The sequence below is a fragment of the Nocardia iowensis genome, assembly GCF_019222765.1.
Lineage (GTDB): Bacteria > Actinomycetota > Actinomycetes > Mycobacteriales > Mycobacteriaceae > Nocardia > Nocardia iowensis.
The window spans coordinates 2,809,502-2,825,482 of sequence record NZ_CP078145.1; the positions used below are offsets into that span (position 1 = coordinate 2,809,502).

16 protein-coding genes are annotated in these 15,981 nt (G+C 66.7%); 8 read left to right on the forward strand and 8 right to left on the reverse strand.

The window, feature by feature from the left end:
• Positions 1-117: 117 nt before the first annotated feature.
• Positions 118-621, forward strand: a complete 504-nt coding sequence (locus KV110_RS12925; RefSeq protein WP_246634502.1) for an arginine repressor — start codon at positions 118-120, stop codon at positions 619-621.
• 27 nt (positions 622-648) lie between these two features.
• Here the strand turns inward: KV110_RS12925 and KV110_RS12930 are convergent, their stop codons facing one another.
• Positions 649-801, reverse strand: a complete 153-nt coding sequence (locus tag KV110_RS12930) for a hypothetical protein (RefSeq protein WP_218476213.1) — start codon at positions 799-801, stop codon at positions 649-651.
• A 258-nt stretch (positions 802-1,059) separates the two neighbouring features.
• On the opposite strand from KV110_RS12930, the gene KV110_RS12935 reads away from it, so the two are divergent.
• The 6 genes from KV110_RS12935 (at position 1,060) to KV110_RS12960 (ending at position 7,382) form a co-directional block, all read left to right on the forward strand.
• Entirely contained in the window at positions 1,060-2,262 is a 1,203-nt protein-coding gene (locus tag KV110_RS12935) for an argininosuccinate synthase (protein WP_218476214.1), read from the forward strand.
• 50 nt (positions 2,263-2,312) lie between these two features.
• Positions 2,313-3,734: an argininosuccinate lyase gene (argH, locus tag KV110_RS12940; RefSeq protein WP_218476215.1), complete on the forward strand. Its 1,422-nt coding sequence runs from the start codon at positions 2,313-2,315 to the stop codon at positions 3,732-3,734.
• A 15-nt stretch (positions 3,735-3,749) separates the two neighbouring features.
• Positions 3,750-4,073 (forward strand): DMT family transporter, encoded by a 324-nt coding sequence (locus KV110_RS12945; RefSeq protein WP_218476216.1) that lies wholly within the window; start codon positions 3,750-3,752, stop codon positions 4,071-4,073.
• 324 nt (positions 4,074-4,397) lie between these two features.
• Positions 4,398-5,204: an ATP-binding cassette domain-containing protein gene (locus tag KV110_RS12950; protein WP_218476217.1), complete on the forward strand. Its 807-nt coding sequence runs from the start codon at positions 4,398-4,400 to the stop codon at positions 5,202-5,204.
• A 132-nt stretch (positions 5,205-5,336) separates the two neighbouring features.
• On the forward strand, positions 5,337-6,386 hold the full coding sequence (locus KV110_RS12955; protein WP_218476218.1) for an ABC transporter permease: 1,050 nt from the start codon (positions 5,337-5,339) through the stop codon (positions 6,384-6,386).
• A gap of 30 nt (positions 6,387-6,416) precedes the next feature.
• Positions 6,417-7,382 (forward strand): ABC transporter substrate-binding protein, encoded by a 966-nt coding sequence (locus KV110_RS12960; protein WP_218476219.1) that lies wholly within the window; start codon positions 6,417-6,419, stop codon positions 7,380-7,382.
• 205 nt (positions 7,383-7,587) lie between these two features.
• Here the strand turns inward: KV110_RS12960 and ilvA are convergent, their stop codons facing one another.
• From ilvA to KV110_RS12975, 3 genes are all read right to left on the reverse strand, one after another.
• A complete protein-coding gene (gene ilvA, locus KV110_RS12965) occupies positions 7,588-8,817 on the reverse strand; it encodes a threonine ammonia-lyase (RefSeq protein ID WP_218476220.1) in 1,230 nt (409 codons plus the stop codon).
• A 94-nt stretch (positions 8,818-8,911) separates the two neighbouring features.
• Positions 8,912-10,081, reverse strand: coding sequence for a serine hydrolase domain-containing protein (locus tag KV110_RS12970; RefSeq protein ID WP_218476221.1), 1,170 nt, complete (start codon positions 10,079-10,081; stop codon positions 8,912-8,914).
• 158 nt (positions 10,082-10,239) lie between these two features.
• A complete protein-coding gene (locus KV110_RS12975; protein ID WP_218476222.1) occupies positions 10,240-10,590 on the reverse strand; it encodes a hypothetical protein in 351 nt (116 codons plus the stop codon).
• Positions 10,591-10,890: 300 nt separating this feature from the next.
• On the opposite strand from KV110_RS12975, the gene KV110_RS12980 reads away from it, so the two are divergent.
• Positions 10,891-11,412, forward strand: coding sequence for a hypothetical protein (locus KV110_RS12980; protein ID WP_218476223.1), 522 nt, complete (start codon positions 10,891-10,893; stop codon positions 11,410-11,412).
• Here KV110_RS12980 and idi read toward each other — a convergent pair.
• Genes idi through KV110_RS13000 form a run of 4 tightly spaced genes read right to left on the reverse strand, consistent with a single transcriptional unit; the run spans position 11,390 to position 15,711 of the window.
• Positions 11,390-11,962: an isopentenyl-diphosphate Delta-isomerase gene (gene idi, locus KV110_RS12985; RefSeq protein WP_218476225.1), complete on the reverse strand. Its 573-nt coding sequence runs from the start codon at positions 11,960-11,962 to the stop codon at positions 11,390-11,392. The genes KV110_RS12980 and idi overlap by 23 nt on opposite strands.
• Complete coding sequence (locus tag KV110_RS12990; protein ID WP_218476226.1) at positions 11,959-12,831, reverse strand: geranyl diphosphate 2-C-methyltransferase; 873 nt, start codon at positions 12,829-12,831, stop codon at positions 11,959-11,961. The genes idi and KV110_RS12990 overlap by 4 nt, the downstream gene beginning before the upstream one ends.
• Before the next feature lie 48 nt (positions 12,832-12,879).
• Positions 12,880-14,289 (reverse strand): family 2 encapsulin nanocompartment cargo protein terpene cyclase, encoded by a 1,410-nt coding sequence (locus KV110_RS12995; RefSeq protein ID WP_218476228.1) that lies wholly within the window; start codon positions 14,287-14,289, stop codon positions 12,880-12,882.
• A gap of 15 nt (positions 14,290-14,304) precedes the next feature.
• Complete coding sequence (locus tag KV110_RS13000) at positions 14,305-15,711, reverse strand: family 2B encapsulin nanocompartment shell protein (protein ID WP_218476230.1); 1,407 nt, start codon at positions 15,709-15,711, stop codon at positions 14,305-14,307.
• Positions 15,712-15,981: the final 270 nt, after the last annotated feature.

Genomic DNA, 15,981 nt, shown 5'->3' on the forward strand with positions numbered 1-15,981 from the left:
GCGCACGCACGACGGAGCCGAGCGTTGGCGAGGCGCAGTCGTGAGGGAGCGTAGCGAGCGAACCATCGACACAGTGTGCGCACGCACGACGGAGCCGAGCGTTAGCGAGGCGCAGTCGTGAGTGAGCCGGGCAAGGCCGGTCCGGAGATCGCCCGCACGCGGGCCGGGCGGCAGTCTCGCATCGTCGAGCTGCTGACGGCGCACGCGGTGCGCAGCCAGACCGAGCTGGCGGCGCTGCTGTCCGCCGAGGGTATCGAAACCACCCAGGCCACCCTCTCGCGTGACCTCGACGAGCTCGGCGCGGTGAAGCTGCGCGCCGCCGACGGTGGTGCGGGCGTCTATGTGGTCCCCGAGGACGGCAACCCCATCAGGGGTGTCACCGGCGGCACCGATCGCCTCGCCAAGCTCCTCGGCGACCTGTTGGTGTCCACCGACGCCAGCGGCAATATCGCCGTGCTGCGCACGCCGCCCGGTGCCGCACACTACTTGGCGAGCGCACTGGACCGGGCCGCGCTGCCGTATATCGTCGGCACCATCGCGGGCGACGACACCATTGCCGTCATCGCTCGCGAGCCGCTGACCGGGGCCGAGCTGGCCGCCAAGATCGAAGAGATCGCCTGACGGTGGCCGTGCGGCCGCTGGAGCGGGTCAGGAGAACGGGTAATCCCCGCCGCCACCAGGCCGGTTGTTGCGTGGCGTGCTCAGGTCGATGGCGTCCTGGATGAGGTCGACGATCGCGCGGCCGACGTCGAGGACGTCGTTGGCGAGGATGCTGAATTCTCCCGCGATGAGTTGCAACATGGTGTCCGTCCTTCTGCCCGCCCCGAAGGTTTCCGCTCTCAGGGTCGCATAACCGGGAAGGCTCGCCAAGGGTGTAATTCGCTTGATGGGCAGTGACTTTCGCGAACGATTCGCGGCACGCGGGGGACCCGCCGGACCCCCGTTGTGAATGGGCTTGCATCATCATGCATAATCATTTGTAGGACGCGCGGGCCGCTGTGGCGGGAAGCCGGTCCGTATTTTCGTAGCCAAGCATCGAAACCGAGGAGCACACAGACCATGTCCGAACGCGTCGTACTCGCCTACTCAGGTGGGCTGGACACCTCCGTGGCGATCAGCTGGATCGGCAAGGAGACCGGTGCCGAGGTGGTGGCCGTGGCCATCGACCTGGGCCAGGGCGGCGAGGACATGAACGTGGTGCGCCAGCGAGCGCTGGACTGCGGCGCCGTCGAGGCGATCGTGGTCGACGCGCGTGACGAGTTCGCCAACGACTACTGCCTGCCGACCATCCAGGCGAACGCGCTCTACATGGGCCGCTACCCGCTGGTCTCGGCGATCAGCCGCCCGCTCATCGTCAAGCACCTGGTCGAGGCGGCCAAGTTCCACGGTGCGAGCACCGTCGCGCACGGCTGCACCGGCAAGGGCAACGACCAGGTGCGCTTCGAGGTCGGCATCGGCGCGCTCGCGCCGGACCTGGAGGTGATCGCCCCGGTCCGGGACTACGCGTGGACCAGGGAGAAGGCCATCGCCTTCGCCGAGGAGAACGCGCTGCCGATCAACGTCACCAAGAAGTCCCCGTTCTCGATCGACCAGAACGTGTGGGGTCGCGCGGTGGAAACCGGCTTCCTCGAGGACCTGTGGAACGCGCCGACCAAGGACGTCTACGACTACACCGCCGACCCGACGGTCAACTTCGAGGCGCCGGACGAGCTCATCGTCACCTTCGAGAAGGGCATTCCGGTCGCCATCGACGGCCGCCAGGTCAGCGTGCTGGAGGCGATCGTCGAGCTGAACCACCGCGCCGGGCGGCAGGGCGTCGGCCGCCTCGACATGGTCGAGGACCGGCTCGTCGGCATCAAGAGCCGGGAGATCTACGAGGCGCCCGGCGCCATGGCCCTGATCACCGCGCACCAGGAGCTCGAGGCCGTCACCGTCGAGCGCGAACTCGGCCGGTACAAGCGGCAGGTCGAGCAGCGCTGGGGCGAGCTGGTCTACGACGGCCTGTGGTTCTCGCCGCTCAAGCGCGCGCTGGACGCGTTCGTCGGCGAAACCCAGGAACACGTCTCCGGTGACATCCGGATGGTGCTGCACGGCGGCAACGCGATCGTCAACGGCCGTCGCTCCGAGCAGTCGCTCTACGACTTCAACCTGGCCACCTACGACGAGGGCGACACCTTCGACCAGTCGCTGGCCAAGGGCTTCGTCCAGATCCACGGACTGTCCTCCAAGGTCGCCGCGCGCCGGGATCTGAACCAGAAGTAACCGAGTGCGGCGCCTTCACTGATCACCGCAATCCGAGGAGACAGCACACGATGACGCAGAGCGGCAGCACGAATACCGGTGCGCTCTGGGGCGGGCGATTCGCGTCCGGACCGGCCGAGGCGATGGCGGCGCTGAGCAAGTCGACGCAGTTCGACTGGGTGCTGGCGCCGTACGACATTCGCGCGTCCAAGGCGCACGCGCGGGTGCTGCACAAGGCCGGGCTGCTCTCGGAGAGCGACCTTGCCGCGATGCTGGCGGGGCTGGATCAGCTTGCCGCGGACGTGGATTCGGGCGCGTTCACCCCCGCCGACTCCGACGAGGACGTGCACGGCGCGCTGGAGCGCGGGCTGATCGAACGGGTCGGCGCGGAGCTCGGCGGGCGGCTGCGGGCCGGACGTTCCCGGAATGACCAGGTGGCCACGCTGTTCCGGATGTGGCTGCGCGACGGCGTCCGCCGGGTCGCGGTCGGTGTGCTCGACGTGGTGGACGCGCTGGTCGCGCAGGCGGGCGCGCATCCGGATGCGGTGATGCCGGGCAAGACGCACCTGCAGGCCGCGCAGCCGGTGCTGCTGGCGCATCATCTGCTGGCGCACGCGCATCCGCTGCTGCGTGATATCGACCGGCTGCGCGATTTCGACAAGCGGGCGGCGGTGTCGCCGTACGGTTCCGGTGCGTTGGCCGGTTCGTCCCTCGGACTCGACCCGGAGGCGATCGCCGCGGAACTGGATTTCGATGCGTCCGCGGCGAATTCGATCGACGCCACCTCCTCGCGCGATTTCGCCGCGGAGGCCGCGTTCGTGCTGGCCATGATCGGTGTCGACCTCAGCCGCATGGCTGAAGAGGTGATCCTGTGGAGCACACCGGAATTCGGCTACATCACGCTCGCCGACGCCTGGTCTACCGGCTCCTCGATCATGCCGCAGAAGAAGAACCCGGACGTCTCCGAGCTCACCCGCGGCAAGGCGGGCCGGCTCATCGGCAACCTCACCGGTCTGCTGGCCACTCTGAAGGCGCAGCCACTGGCCTACAACCGTGACCTGCAGGAGGACAAGGAGCCCCTGTTCGACTCGGTCGCGCAACTGGAGCTGCTGCTGCCCGCCATCGCGGGCCTCGTCGCCACCCTCACCTTCCACACCGACCGGATGGCCGAACTCGCCCCCGCCGGTTTCACGCTCGCCACCGACATCGCCGAATGGCTCGTCCGCCAGGGCGTTCCCTTCCGTGTCGCGCACGAGGCGGCTGGTGCCTGCGTCCGCGCGGCCGAATCCCGCGGCGTCGGCCTGGCCGACCTCACCGACGAAGAATTTGCCGCCATCGACCCGGCCCTCACCCCGAAGGTCCGCGAGGTCCTCACCGTTCAGGGCTCCATCGCCTCCCGCAACGCCCGAGGCGGCACAGCAGGCACCCAGGTCACCCACCAACTCAGCGAAATCGCCGGCACCACAGCCGAGCTCCGCGCCTGGCTGAGCTGAAGTTACGCTGCCGCCATGACCCTGCTTCTGCTGGCATTTGCCATTGCGTCCGAGGTGACCGCAACTGTTTCGCTGAAGATTTCCGACGGATTCACCAAGCTCGTTCCGTCGATCATCGTGGTCATCGGCTACGGGGCAGCGTTCTGGTTCCTGTCGCAGGCGTTGAAACGCGGCATGCAGATCGGTGTCGCGTACGGCATCTGGTCGGCGGTCGGTGTCGCCGCCATCGCGATCATCGGAGTGCTCTTCCTGGATGAGCGACTGACCTTGATCCAGGTCGGTGGGATCGGGCTGGTGATCATCGGGGTACTCGCGCTGGAGCTCGGCGGCGAGCACTGAGCTAGCGGACCGACACCATCGGCACACCTCGATGCGCGTTCTGATGCGGTGACCGGAATCCGTGCATTTCCTTTGGCGCGGTATGGGGCTGGTGGTTCCCGCGAAAGACGGCTACTTTCGCCGTTCGAATCCAGCGGATTCGCGATCCACTACCCGATGAGCTGTCGGCACGGGCGTTGAGTGCATTGTTTTCGTACCGCGGAAAGCGGGGCGGCGTTGCGCCGCCTGCATTTTGCCGAATACGTCCCATGAGACGCTGGGCCGAACGTAGCATCGGGCGATGGACTGGACGTTTGCTCGGCTGTGTGCGCGCGGATGTGGCCGATGACCTCGGACGATGCCGCTACCCAAGCCGATTCGACGGGCGGATCCGCCGTCGCGTTGCAGGCCGATGCACTGGTGAAGCGCTATGGCGGCGTCGAGGCGTTGCGCGGCGCGAACTTTCAGGTGAGTGCCGGTGAAGTCGTTGCCTTGATCGGTGACAACGGGGCGGGCAAATCCACACTCGTGAAATGCCTTTCCGGTGCCGAACAGCCCGATTCCGGCCGAATTCTGTTGGACGGCAAGCAGGTGGTACTGAATACGCCGACGGCCGCGCGGAAACTCGGCGTGGAAACCGTGTATCAGGATCTGGCGGTGGCTCCCGACCTCGACCCGGCCGCGAACCTCTTCCTCGGTCGCGAACTGGTGCGTAAGGGCTTGGCGGGCAAGCTCGGGATGCTTGACCGGACCGCCATGCGCGCCCAAGCGGTCGAACACTTCCGGCGTCTCGGCGTCACCCTGCAGAGCGCGGACGTGCCGATCGGCTCACTGTCCGGTGGGCAGCGCCAGAGCGTCGCCGTGGCCAGGGCGGTGATGTGGGCGAGCAAGGTCGTGTTCATGGACGAGCCGACTGCCGCGCTGGGCGTGGTCCAGCGCGAGCGGGTGCTCGAGGTGATCCGCCGGGTCCGTGATCAGGGCATCGCTGTGGTGCTGATCAGCCACAACATGCCGGAGGTATTGGCGGTCGCGGACCGCATCGAAGTGCTTCGGCTCGGCAGGCGGGTGGCTCGGTTCACCGCGGCGGAGGCCACGCTCGAGCAATTGGTGGGCGCCATGACCGGCGCGCTGTCACAGGAGGGGTCGGCATGAGCCACCAGCGCGCCGCGCTCATCGCCTCGAACTACCGCAAGACACAGGATGTCGCATGAGTGAGCGTAGCGAACGAATCATATTACCGCGTGCATCGCACATGCCGGAGCCGAGCGTCAGCGAGGCGCAGGCATGAGTGAGGTCATGTCCGTCGAGGTCAACGGCAATGGCGGGCCGGAACTGCCCGAACGCACTGCCCTGCAACGGCTTCTAGGCGCGAGTACGGTGTGGATCGGCGTCGTTCTCGTCGCATTGTGCATCGTGTTCAGCGTCATCCGGCCCGACGCCTTCCCCACCCGGTTCACCTTCCAGACGTTGTTGATCGAAACCTCGGTGCTGCTGGTGCTTTCGGTGGGGATGACGTTCGTGATCATCACCTCCGGCATCGATCTCTCGGTGGGCATGGTGCTGATCTTTTCCGGCGTGATCGGCGCGAAATCCATGGAGTGGCTGAGCCCGGACCAGGATGCCACCGGTGCGGGCTGGGGGATCATCGGCATCGGTTTCCTGCTTTCCGTTGCGGGAGGCGGTGTTTGGGGGCTGCTCAACGGATTGCTGGTGGCCAAGGCCAAGATTCCGCCGTTGATCGTCACGCTCGGCTCGTTCGGCGCCGCGCTCGGCGCCGCCCAACTGATCACCGGTGGTGTCGATACCCGGACGGTGCCCGAAAACCTGCGTGACACACTCGGTTTCGGTACCACGCTGGGCGGCGTGCCGAACCTGGTGCTGGTCGCCACCGTGGTCACGGTGGTCGCCGCGTGGGTGCTGCACACCACCCGTTTCGGCCGCTACACCTACGCGATCGGCTCCAACGAGGAGGCCGCTCGCCGCTCCGGCATCGCGGTCACCCGGCATCTGGTGACGGTGTATCTGCTCACCGGTGTGCTCGCCGGTCTGGCGGGCTTCATGAACCTGGCCTACTTCGGCACCACCACCATCGGCGGGCACACCACCGACAATCTAGACGCGATCGCCGGCGTAGTGATCGGGGGCACCAGCCTTTTCGGCGGAGTCGGCTCGATCGTCGGCACCGTGATCGGCGTGTTCATCCCGTCGGTGCTGAAGAAGGGTTTCGTCATCGCGCAGGTGCCGGTGTTCTGGCAGCCGATCGCGGTGAGCGTGGTCCTCGTCGCGGCGGTCTGGTTCGACCAGCTGCGCCGCCGGGCCCGCGATCGGAAATAGGAAACAACACACTATGGCGGAGGTAGCCAAATGAAGCGGACCGCGATGATGATCGGCACGGTGGTGTCGGTCGGCGCGCTGCTGGTCTCGTGTAGTGGGCAGGTGGGGGATTCGGGTGGTAACGACAGCAAGAAGCTGGTGCTGATTCCCGGCGTTGCCGACGAGCCGTTCTACATCTCGATGCAGTGCGGTGCGCAGGAACAGGCGGCGAAGCTCGGCTACAAGTTGGACACGCAGGCGCCGACCAAATTCGATGCCGGATCGCAGACGCCGGTGTTGACCGGGGTGGTGGCGAACAAGCCCGGCGGCATCCTGATCGCGCCGACCCACGCCACCGCCATGGCCAATCCGATCAAGCAGGCCAAGGACTCCGGCATCAAGATCGTCGAGGTTGACACCGCGCTCGACGACACTTCCGTTGCGGCGGCGTCGATTTCGTCGGACAACAAGAAGGGTGGCGAACTCGCGGCGCAGACCCTGGCGAAGCTGGTGGGGGAGAAGGGTCCCGTGCTGGTGATCAATACCAAGGCGGGCACGTCGACCACGGACGCGCGGGCGCAGGGCTTCGAGGAAGCGGTCAAAAACTACCCCGGCATTCGCTCGCTCGGCGTGCAGTACAACAACAACGAAGCGGCCCAAGCGGCGTCGATCGTCACCGCGACGCTGGCCGCCCACCCGGACCTGGCAGGCATCTTCGCCACCAACCTGAGCTCGGCCGAGGGCGCGGCCACCGGCCTGCGCAACGCGAACAAGCTCGGCCAGGTCAAACTGGTCGGCTTCGACGCGAGCCCCAAACAGGTCGAGGACCTGAAAGCCGGTACCGTGCAAGCACTTATCGCCCAGGACCCCGCAGGCATCGGCGCCAAGGGCGTCGACCAGGCCGCCGCCGCCATCGAAGGCAAGCCGGTCACCAGAAAAATCCAGACCGACATGATCGCCATCACCCAGTCGGACATGGAAGCCAACTCGAAGTACTTCTACAAACGCAAATGCTGACGGCCCGATGAGGGGTGGCCGACCGCGACACCCGTCGCGGTCGGCCCTTCGGCCCACCCGTTCGCCGACCAGAAAATCACGGCACCCACTCGACGTTTGCCACAGCCGCGTCCCGTTCGGTGCAGGTGGTGTGGCCGAGGGGGACATGACGGTGGGCCTACTTGATGTTTGGTGCGGTGATGTCCCGTTCGGGTTGTGGGTGGGGTTAGTCCTCTACTCGGACGGAGTAGCCGGCGTTGTCGAGGGCGGTGAGGACGTCGTCGCGGTGGTTGGGGCCGCGGGTTTCGAGGGTGAGGGAGACTTCTACCTCGTCCAGGGCTAGCCAGGTGCCGGTGCGGGAGTGGGAGACGTCTACGACGCTGGCGCCGGTTTTGCCGACGACGGCGAGGAGTGCGCTCAGGCCGCCAGGTCGGTCGGAGATCGTCACGCGGACCGCGAGATAGCGGCCTGCGGCGCTCAGACCGTGGCCGATCAAGCGGGTGAGCAGCAGCGGGTCGATGTTGCCGCCGGACAGTACCGCGCAGACGGGGCCTTTCATCTCGAGATCCGTTGCGGCGCAACTCATCAGCGCGGCGACCGCCGCCGCGCCCGCGGGCTCGACGATCAGCTTCGCCCGCTCCAGACACAGCAGTAGTGCCTTGGACAGCGAATCCTCGTCGACGGTCAGCATTGCCGGGACATGCTCGGCGACGTGCACGAACGGCACTTGGCCCGGCTGCCCAACGGCAATACCATCGGCCATCGTCGACATCCGCCCGACCCGCACCGGCTTGCCCGCGGCCAGCGAGCCGGGCCAGGCCGCGGCCTCCGCCGCCTGCACCCCGATCACCCGGACCTGCGGTGCCAGATGATGCATCGCCACCGCGATGCCCGCGATGAGCCCGCCGCCACCGGTCGGCACGATCACCGTGCCGACGTCGGGGATCTGTTCCAGGATCTCCAGCGCCACCGTCGCCTGCCCGGCCACGATGTCCGGGTGGTCGAACGGATGGATCAGCGTCGCGCCGGTGCGGTCGGCGAACTCGAGGGCCGCATCCAAGGCCTCGTCGATGGTCTCACCCACCTGCCGCACCTCGGCCCCGTACGCCTTGGTGGCGGCCAGCTTCGGCAGCGAGGCACCGACCGGCATGTACACCGTCGAGGTGATCCCCAGTGAGGTTGCTGCCCAGGCCACCCCCTGCGCGTGGTTGCCCGCACTCGCGGCAACCACTCCGCGAGCGCGGTCCTCTGCCGGAAGATTGGCAATCCGGTTATAGGCGCCGCGCGGCTTGAACGACCCGGTCCGCTGCAAGTTCTCGCACTTCAGCGTCACCTCCGCCCCCGCACGTCCCGACAAAACCCGCGACGCCACGACCGGCGTCTTCCGAATCACCGGCCCCAGCAACTCCGCAGCCGCCACGATCCGTTCCATCCCGACCAACTCCATGCCGCCCATGCTGCCATCCCACCCTCAATACGTCCCACGATTCCCCGGCGGAACCCCTCCGCACTCGACCACCCGGACGATGCCGCGGCCATGTCCCGCCCGGTCAAGCTGCCTTGGCGAGGTTGTGGGCGAGGGCGCCGAGGCGGGCTAGGCGGGCGTCGCCAAGGGGAGTGAGGCGGCCGCCGAGGCGGTTGGTGACGAAGCCGAGGGACATGCCGGTGACGGGGTCGGCGAAGGCGCCGGAGCCGCCGAGACCGAAATGGCCGAAGGCGGAGATGGGGTCGGCTTTGGAGGGTTTCATGGGTACGGCGTGGTAGCCGAGGGCCCAGGGGATGCGCAGGGCGAGAACGTAATCGGGGGTGAAGATCTGGCGTTCGCTGATGGCGGTGATGGTTTCGGGGCGCAGCAGCTGGTATCCGTCGAGTTGTCCGCCGTTGGCGAGTGCGCCGTAGAGGCGGGCCAAGGAGCGGGCGGAGAAGACGCCGTTGACGCCGGGCATCACCGAATCATGCAGGCGCGGATCGGAAACCAGCTCGGCAAAGCCTTTCGGGGTGGTGTCCATGGCGGCCGCGAACCTGGTCCTGCCGAGCAGTCGGGAGCTGTTCTCCCAGCTCATTCCCGCGACGGTGAGCCGGGGAAAGTTGGTGGCGATGCGGTCGCGCTCGGCCTCCGGTACCCGGAACCAGAGTTCTTCCGCCGCAAGCGGTTCAGCGATCTCGGTACGCAGTACCTCGGTGAATTCGGTGCCGGTGATCTGCTGGATCAGCTCGGCGACCAAGTGCCCGAAGGTGATTCCGTGATAGCCGCTGGTGACCAGACGTCGCGGATCCGGCTCCGCCGCGGCCAGCGCCGCCGTCACGGCCGCATCGTCGAAGAACCGGTCGAACGCACCCGGCAGCAGGCCACGCAGCCGATGCAATCCCGCACGGTGGGTGAGCAATTCGCGAACGGTGATGCGCTCCTTGCCCGCGGCCCCGAATTCCGGCCAGTACGTCGCGACCGGTTCGTCGTAGGCGACCTTGCCTTGCTCGGCAAGCCGGTGCAGCACGGTGCTGGCCACACCCTTGCCGGTGGAATAGGCCATGGCCACGGTGTCGCGCGCCCACGGCACCTGCGGTCGCGCGTAACCGGCCCAGACATCGACCACCGGCTCGCCGTGCAGGTAGACGGCGAGCGCCCCGCCGCCGTCGGTGGGTCGCCGGAAGAGCCGGTCGAACTCGGCGACCAGGGTCGCGAACCGGCGATCTACGAACTGTGCTGCCGAAACCGTCATCGGAAACTCTCTGTAGTACGTATCCCGATCCAGAATCGCACGTCGTGCCGAGGGCTCGTGAATACCCCGGCCACGCGACGGCCGGTTCTAGGAGAGACGTTTCCTGAGCGTCACACACCGATCTAGCCGCCAGCATGCTCCGATCGGCAACGTGAGATTCAAGCCGCGACGGCGGTCTTCAGCATCTGGAGTGCGGCATCGGGATCGTCGACATCGACGACGATCCGGGTCAAGTCGGTACCGGCCAATTCGATGCGCAGCGCGCGCCCGTCGAATCGGGTGTCCCAGAACTCTTTACGGCCCTTGCCGCGGAATGTCCCCGCGGCGATCACGCCGGGGAAGAAGGTGCCCGGCGCCCGAACCCACGGCGGACGCCGATCGACCTCGGCCCTCGTCACCGCCGTGATGTTCGCCAGATCGAAGGTGATGTGCTCACGCAAAGCAAGCACCTGATGCCCACCGAGCACCTGGATCGTCACGGTCGTACCGGTGACTTCGACTTCCACCATTGCGCACCTCACTTCGCCGCGAACCTCAACACCTCCCACAATGCAAGGCCGACCTGGTCATAGCCTGTGCCGTTCCTATGAGTTCTCTCAGGATTAATCGCATGTTCCTACGTAGATATGCGCATTAAAGCACGTCGGCACGTCTTCAAGTCCCGACTCACCGACAAGTGTGTCGGACCAAGACGAGCAAGGACGGTGTGGGATTCTCACCCTGCTCGGCTCCACCGTTCCCGCAGGTCCATCGCTAGCGGCTGCCCGCAGGTCGCTCGAAAGGGCCCGCCCGCGAGAAGAGGTACCGGAGTGTTGAAGCTGGCGAAGATCGCCGCAACCGCGGCCGTATTTGCCGCAGTCCTCGTCCCGTTCGGCATCGGTGCGGCATCCGCCTTACCGCCCGGGGGTAGCTGCGCGCACGGTGAGTTCCGCTGGACCGCAATGGACGGCGCGATCGACATGACGCCGCGCGAGCTCACGTTCACCTCCGTCGGTGTGCTCCGCGACTGCACGGGCGGCCCCGATGGCATCACCGGCGGCACCTTCACCGGCACGCACGTCGCGACGTCGCACTGCATGTTTCCGGCGGACGGCCCGATCACCGTCGACGTGCTCTGGTCGAACGGCGAGACGAGCAGGCTGTGGGGCCCGTGGCCGGTGACTGCCCAGCAGCCGACGGTCGGCACGTTGGACGTGGTCGCCGGGCTCGGCCAGGGCAGCCGGGTCTTGATCACCGCCGACTACGAGATGACCCCGGCGATGATCGGTGGTTGCCTCGGCCCCGGCGTCCGCACCGGCGCGGGTCGGCTCAGCGCGGCGACCGCCCGGTGAGCGCTTGCTCGGCGACGTCGAGGACGCCGACCAACCACGGCGTGTAGGCGTCCGGATCATCCGTCAGTGCGTCCCGCAATGCGTCCGGCTGGATCCACACATAGGCGGCGACCTCTGCCGGATCGGGCCGAGGGGAACCGGCGGCGAGCAGCCCGACCAGGACGTGGTCCCATTCGAACTCGACGCGACCGGTCGCCGCATCCTCGGCGTGATAGCGGTAGACGCCCACCTCGGTGAGGGTGGTCGCCAACCCCATCTCCTCGGCGAGGCGAACGGTGGCCGCCGCCACGACGGGCTCGCCCGGCGCGGGATGGCCGCAGCAGGTGTTGGCCCACTGCGACGGGAAGCGGGTCTTGACCGCGGCACGCTGCTGCAACAGCACTCGCCCGGCGTTGTCGAACAGCAGCACCGAGAACGCGCGGTGCAGTTGTCCCGGTGACTGATGCGCCTGCGATACCGGGCAGGTGCCGATCGCGTTGCCCTCATCGTCGACGAGCTCGACGGGCAGGGCCTCGCGGTCGGTGATCGGCTGGGCGAGAGTGTCGGTCACCTGCCCACCTTATCGGCGGCGATCAGCAGGTATTGGAAGCTGCCCTCCCGGTAGGCGGTCAGGAACGGCCGCTCGACGCCGGTCGCCAGCTCGGATTTCGTGCGCAGCTCCCAGTAGGGGATGGTGGCCGCGGTGAGGTCGGTCACGTCGACCGGCACCAGGTTGTTCTCGGCCATCGCGCGAAAGTATTCGCTGCGCGGATGGATCATGCAGCCGTAGTGCGCGTCGATCCAGCTGACCGAGGACGAGCGGCCACCGGTCACGTCGTTGGAACAGCCGGTAACGCACACATAGCGGCCGCCGGGTTCGAGCAGTCGGGCGAATTCGTGGAACAGGTCGAACAAATCGACGTACATGGTGGTCTCGTTGGTCCAGATGCCGCGCATCGACCACGGCTCGAACCCGGTTTCCAGCATGTTCCGGAAATGGAACCGCACCTTGTCGGCAACGCCGCGCTGGACGGCTTGCTCGTTGGCGAAACGGACCTGATATTCGGAGATGGTGACGCCGTCGACCTGGCAGCCGAAGCGCTGGTTGGCCATGAAACTGGTGCCGCCGCGGCCGGAGCCGCCGTCCATCAGCCGGTCGTCGGGGCGGATGTCGCCGAGGTGGTCGAGCAGCAGCGCGGCCTGGGCGGTTTCCAGTCGGTGCAGTTCCTCGACGATTCGCTCCTGGCGGGTCTCTTCCGGGCCGGTCAGCACGGACGGATCGGGCGCGCCGATGCCGTAGTGGTGGTGGTAGAGCCCGTCCACCTCGCCGAGTTTGGTGTTGACGCGGTCGTCGTTGGGGTTGTTGTTCCAGTACGCGGCAACGGCCTTCTGGTAGCTGGTACGGAGCACGGCATCGGTGCCCGAGTCGAACGTGGTCATCGGAGATCAACCCCTCTCGTCGCGGAAGTACTCAGGTTGCGGTGCTGCTCAATGCGATTCGTTGTAGCGTTTGCTGTCCGCGTGCCAGGCGCGGTTGCCGCCCATCCAGGCCCACAGTCCGCCGAGGAAGCGGCGTAGTTCGGCAGAGCCCGCCGCGGCCAGCGGTGCCGCCTCGGCTTCGAATCGGTGCACCAGTTCGTCGTGCACGGCGGCGGTGTGCAGTACCGCTTCGCGCCGCGAGCAGCGCTCCTCGGCGGCAAGCACCGTCGGCAGATTGAATTCCCTTCCGTCCGAACGGTCTTCGCGCGCCATCGAGTAGAGGTCGTTCACCATCTGACTGGCCAGCGCCGCCGTGGTGACGACCCGGCGGACCCGTGGGTCGGTGTATTCGGCGGCCTGCAGCTCATAACCGCCGACCACATCGATCGGTGCCATGCACGGTAGGAAACTGTGCGGTTGACGGTTGGTGAGGTACTCCCACACCGGCGGCATCCGCCCGGCGGTTCGCCAGCCCGCCTCGGCGCCCAGCGCGATGAACCACCCAGCTATCTCGGTGCGTAGCCGGGCCAGCTGGGCCGGGGTCGCGTAGTGCGCGAGGTGTTCGAAGGAGGTGCGAAAGGCCCGCAGGATCGGATCCGCGTCCAGCGCCTGCTCCAGCTGTGCGGCGTAGCGCACGGGGAGATGAACGGGATCTATTGCCGCGGCGGCCAATTCCAGTCGGGGCCCCAGCTCGGCTTCCGCACTAGACGGCGTCCCGTCGGGCGCTCGATCGTCGGCATCCTCCTCGCAGTAGTAGTCATCCACCGACCATTCGGACACCGCGCATTTGGCTGCCGCGAGCAGCCGATCCGGATCGCCGCAATCCGGATGGGCGAGCATGATCAGGCGCCCGAAGTCCGCGTCGCGTAACTCGTCCAGGCGACCCTCGTAGAGCCCGATTTCCCTCGCCCACGCCACGATTCCGTCGTTGACCGCCTGCGCGAGTACCGGGTCGTCACGCAACGGTGGCGGACAATACAGCGGTGGAATCGGGGCTTCGGCACGCTGGAAGTAATACGATTCGGTGCCCAATCCCGTAGGCCCCGGGGGGATTCGCGCTGATCTGGCGGCCGCAGGCTGATCCGAGGAGGTGTGTGGCGACGTGCCATCGGGGATCGCTTGCTCCTCGGTGATAATCGGCGTTGTCTTACGGATGAATGCCGAAGCCGTGCCCAATCCGGTGGGCCCCAACGGTACGCGGGTCGGGGTGGCCCCCTGCGCCGTCCCGGCGGAAACGGCTTCGGTATCGGCTACCGCTGCGTCGGATGAAACCTCTTGTAGGGCAGCGCCATCCGCTTGCAGCGGATCCCCGAACAGCTGGCGCGGCGCGGTGGTGCGCAGGTCTGTCAGGAGCGCGGCGACGGCGACGGCCACCTCATGGGTGGCCTGCGGCGCGGCCGCGCGGGAGAGCACCGACATGGCTCATCCCCCCGGTCAGTCCGCTTGCCGGGCTACCAGGACATTGTCGAGCACGCCCAACGCGTCGGGCACCAGCACCGCCGCCGAGTAGTAGCAGCTGACCAGATAGGACATGATCGACTGGTCGTCGATGCCCTTGAACCGGACGTTGAGGCTCGGCTCGTATTCGTCGGGTATGCCGGTCTGGTGCAAACCGACCACGCCCTGGTCCTTCTCGCCGGTGCGCATGGCCAGAATCGACGTGGTCTGTTCTTCGCTGACCGGAATTTTGCCGCAGGGGAAGATCGGCACGCCCCGCCACGCGGGCACCCGATGCCCGTCCACCTCCACCGGGTCGGGATAGAGGCCACGCTTGTTGCATTCCCGGCCGAACGCGGCGATCGCTTTCGGGTGTGCGAGAAACAGTTTCGTGCTGCGCCGCATGCTCAGCAGCTCGTCCATGTCGTCCGGCGTCGGCGGGCCCGACTGGGAGTAGATGCGCTGATTGAGATCGCAGTTGCGCAGCAGGCCGAAGTCCGGATTGTTGACCAGATCGTTCTCGCGCCGCTCGTAGAGCGCCTCGATGGTCAGCCGGAGTTGCTGCTCCACCTGGTTCATCGGGTCGTTGAACAGGTCGGCGACGCGGGTGTGCACGCGCAGCACGCTCTGCGCGAGGCTGAGTTCGTATTCTCGTGGGGCGGCGTCGTAGTCGACGAAGGTCCCTTCCAGCTGCGGCTCGCCGGCGTGACCCGAGGAGACCTGGATGTTCGCCTCGCCGTGCTTGTTCTGCGGTGGGGTCGGCGCTGCGGCAACCCGCGCCAAATACTCCCGCAGCGAAGGCGTGGCGTCGAGCGCCTGATCGAGCGCGTGCTTGGGCAGCACCAGCAGGGTGGTCGGGGTGGTGGTCTTGACGGTTACCGGCCAAATGGCCGACCCATCGATGAGGGTGGCGTCGCCGAAATAGTCACCGTCGGCGAGCTGACCGACCACTGTTTGTTCACCGTAGTGTCCGGAACCGATCTTGTTCAGCTTGCCGTGCGCGATCAGGATCAGCTGATCCATCGGATTGCCGAACTCGGCGATCACCGTTCCTGGTTCGTGGTCGCGCTGTTCGAAACGGTCGGCGAGGGAACGCAGCGCGTCCTCGTCGTCGAAGCCGCGTAACTTCGGAATTTCGGTGAGCTCTCGGGGAATAACGCGGCATTTGCCACCATTGACGGCGAAGGTGACGGTGCCGTCGCCGACGACGTACGTCAGGCGCCGGTTCACCCGGTAGACACCGCCGTTGACCTGCACCCATGGCAGTGCCCGCGTAAGCCACCGCGAGGTGATGCCCTGCATCTGCGGTTCGGTTTTGGTGGTGGTCGAAAGCTGGTGGGCCGCCGTGGTACTGAGGCTCTTACGGCCGTTGGTTTGTGCTTGAGCTGACGTTTCGATGGTCATGCGACGTCCTCACCTCGAGATTGTCACCGAGCCGGTCGATGGTGTGATGTTCAGCGTCGACAATTGTGCACAACAAATAGACAGGCTGTGTGCGGCCTGTGGAGCTACTGTTCCGAGCGAATTACGTTACGCGACAGTGCGTTCCAGATGGTTTTATGGTAGGCCGCGAATCAGGGCTTCCGCAGCGGAATTTGGAAGATCACGCGGAGATGGTCGCGACACGCCGCCGAATGGGCATAACGGCGATTACGCCTGACTGGGTGAGGTGAT

Bases quoted from the DNA above. Each gene is read 5' to 3' on its own strand.
- KV110_RS12930 (WP_218476213.1), bottom strand. From the start codon at position 801: ATGTTGCAACTCATCGCGGGAGAATTCAGCATCCTCGCCAACGACGTC.
- KV110_RS12935 (WP_218476214.1), top strand. From the start codon at position 1,060: ATGTCCGAACGCGTCGTACTCGCCTACTCAGGTGGGCTGGACACCTCC.
- argH (WP_218476215.1), top strand. From the start codon at position 2,313: ATGACGCAGAGCGGCAGCACGAATACCGGTGCGCTCTGGGGCGGGCGA.
- KV110_RS12945 (WP_218476216.1), top strand. From the start codon at position 3,750: ATGACCCTGCTTCTGCTGGCATTTGCCATTGCGTCCGAGGTGACCGCA.
- KV110_RS12950 (WP_218476217.1), top strand. From the start codon at position 4,398: ATGACCTCGGACGATGCCGCTACCCAAGCCGATTCGACGGGCGGATCC.
- KV110_RS12955 (WP_218476218.1), top strand. From the start codon at position 5,337: ATGAGTGAGGTCATGTCCGTCGAGGTCAACGGCAATGGCGGGCCGGAA.
- KV110_RS12960 (WP_218476219.1), top strand. From the start codon at position 6,417: ATGAAGCGGACCGCGATGATGATCGGCACGGTGGTGTCGGTCGGCGCG.
- ilvA (WP_218476220.1), bottom strand. From the start codon at position 8,817: ATGGGCGGCATGGAGTTGGTCGGGATGGAACGGATCGTGGCGGCTGCG.
- KV110_RS12970 (WP_218476221.1), bottom strand. From the start codon at position 10,081: ATGACGGTTTCGGCAGCACAGTTCGTAGATCGCCGGTTCGCGACCCTG.
- KV110_RS12975 (WP_218476222.1), bottom strand. From the start codon at position 10,590: ATGGTGGAAGTCGAAGTCACCGGTACGACCGTGACGATCCAGGTGCTC.
- KV110_RS12990 (WP_218476226.1), bottom strand. From the start codon at position 12,831: ATGACCACGTTCGACTCGGGCACCGATGCCGTGCTCCGTACCAGCTAC.
- KV110_RS12995 (WP_218476228.1), bottom strand. From the start codon at position 14,289: ATGTCGGTGCTCTCCCGCGCGGCCGCGCCGCAGGCCACCCATGAGGTG.
- KV110_RS13000 (WP_218476230.1), bottom strand. From the start codon at position 15,711: ATGACCATCGAAACGTCAGCTCAAGCACAAACCAACGGCCGTAAGAGC.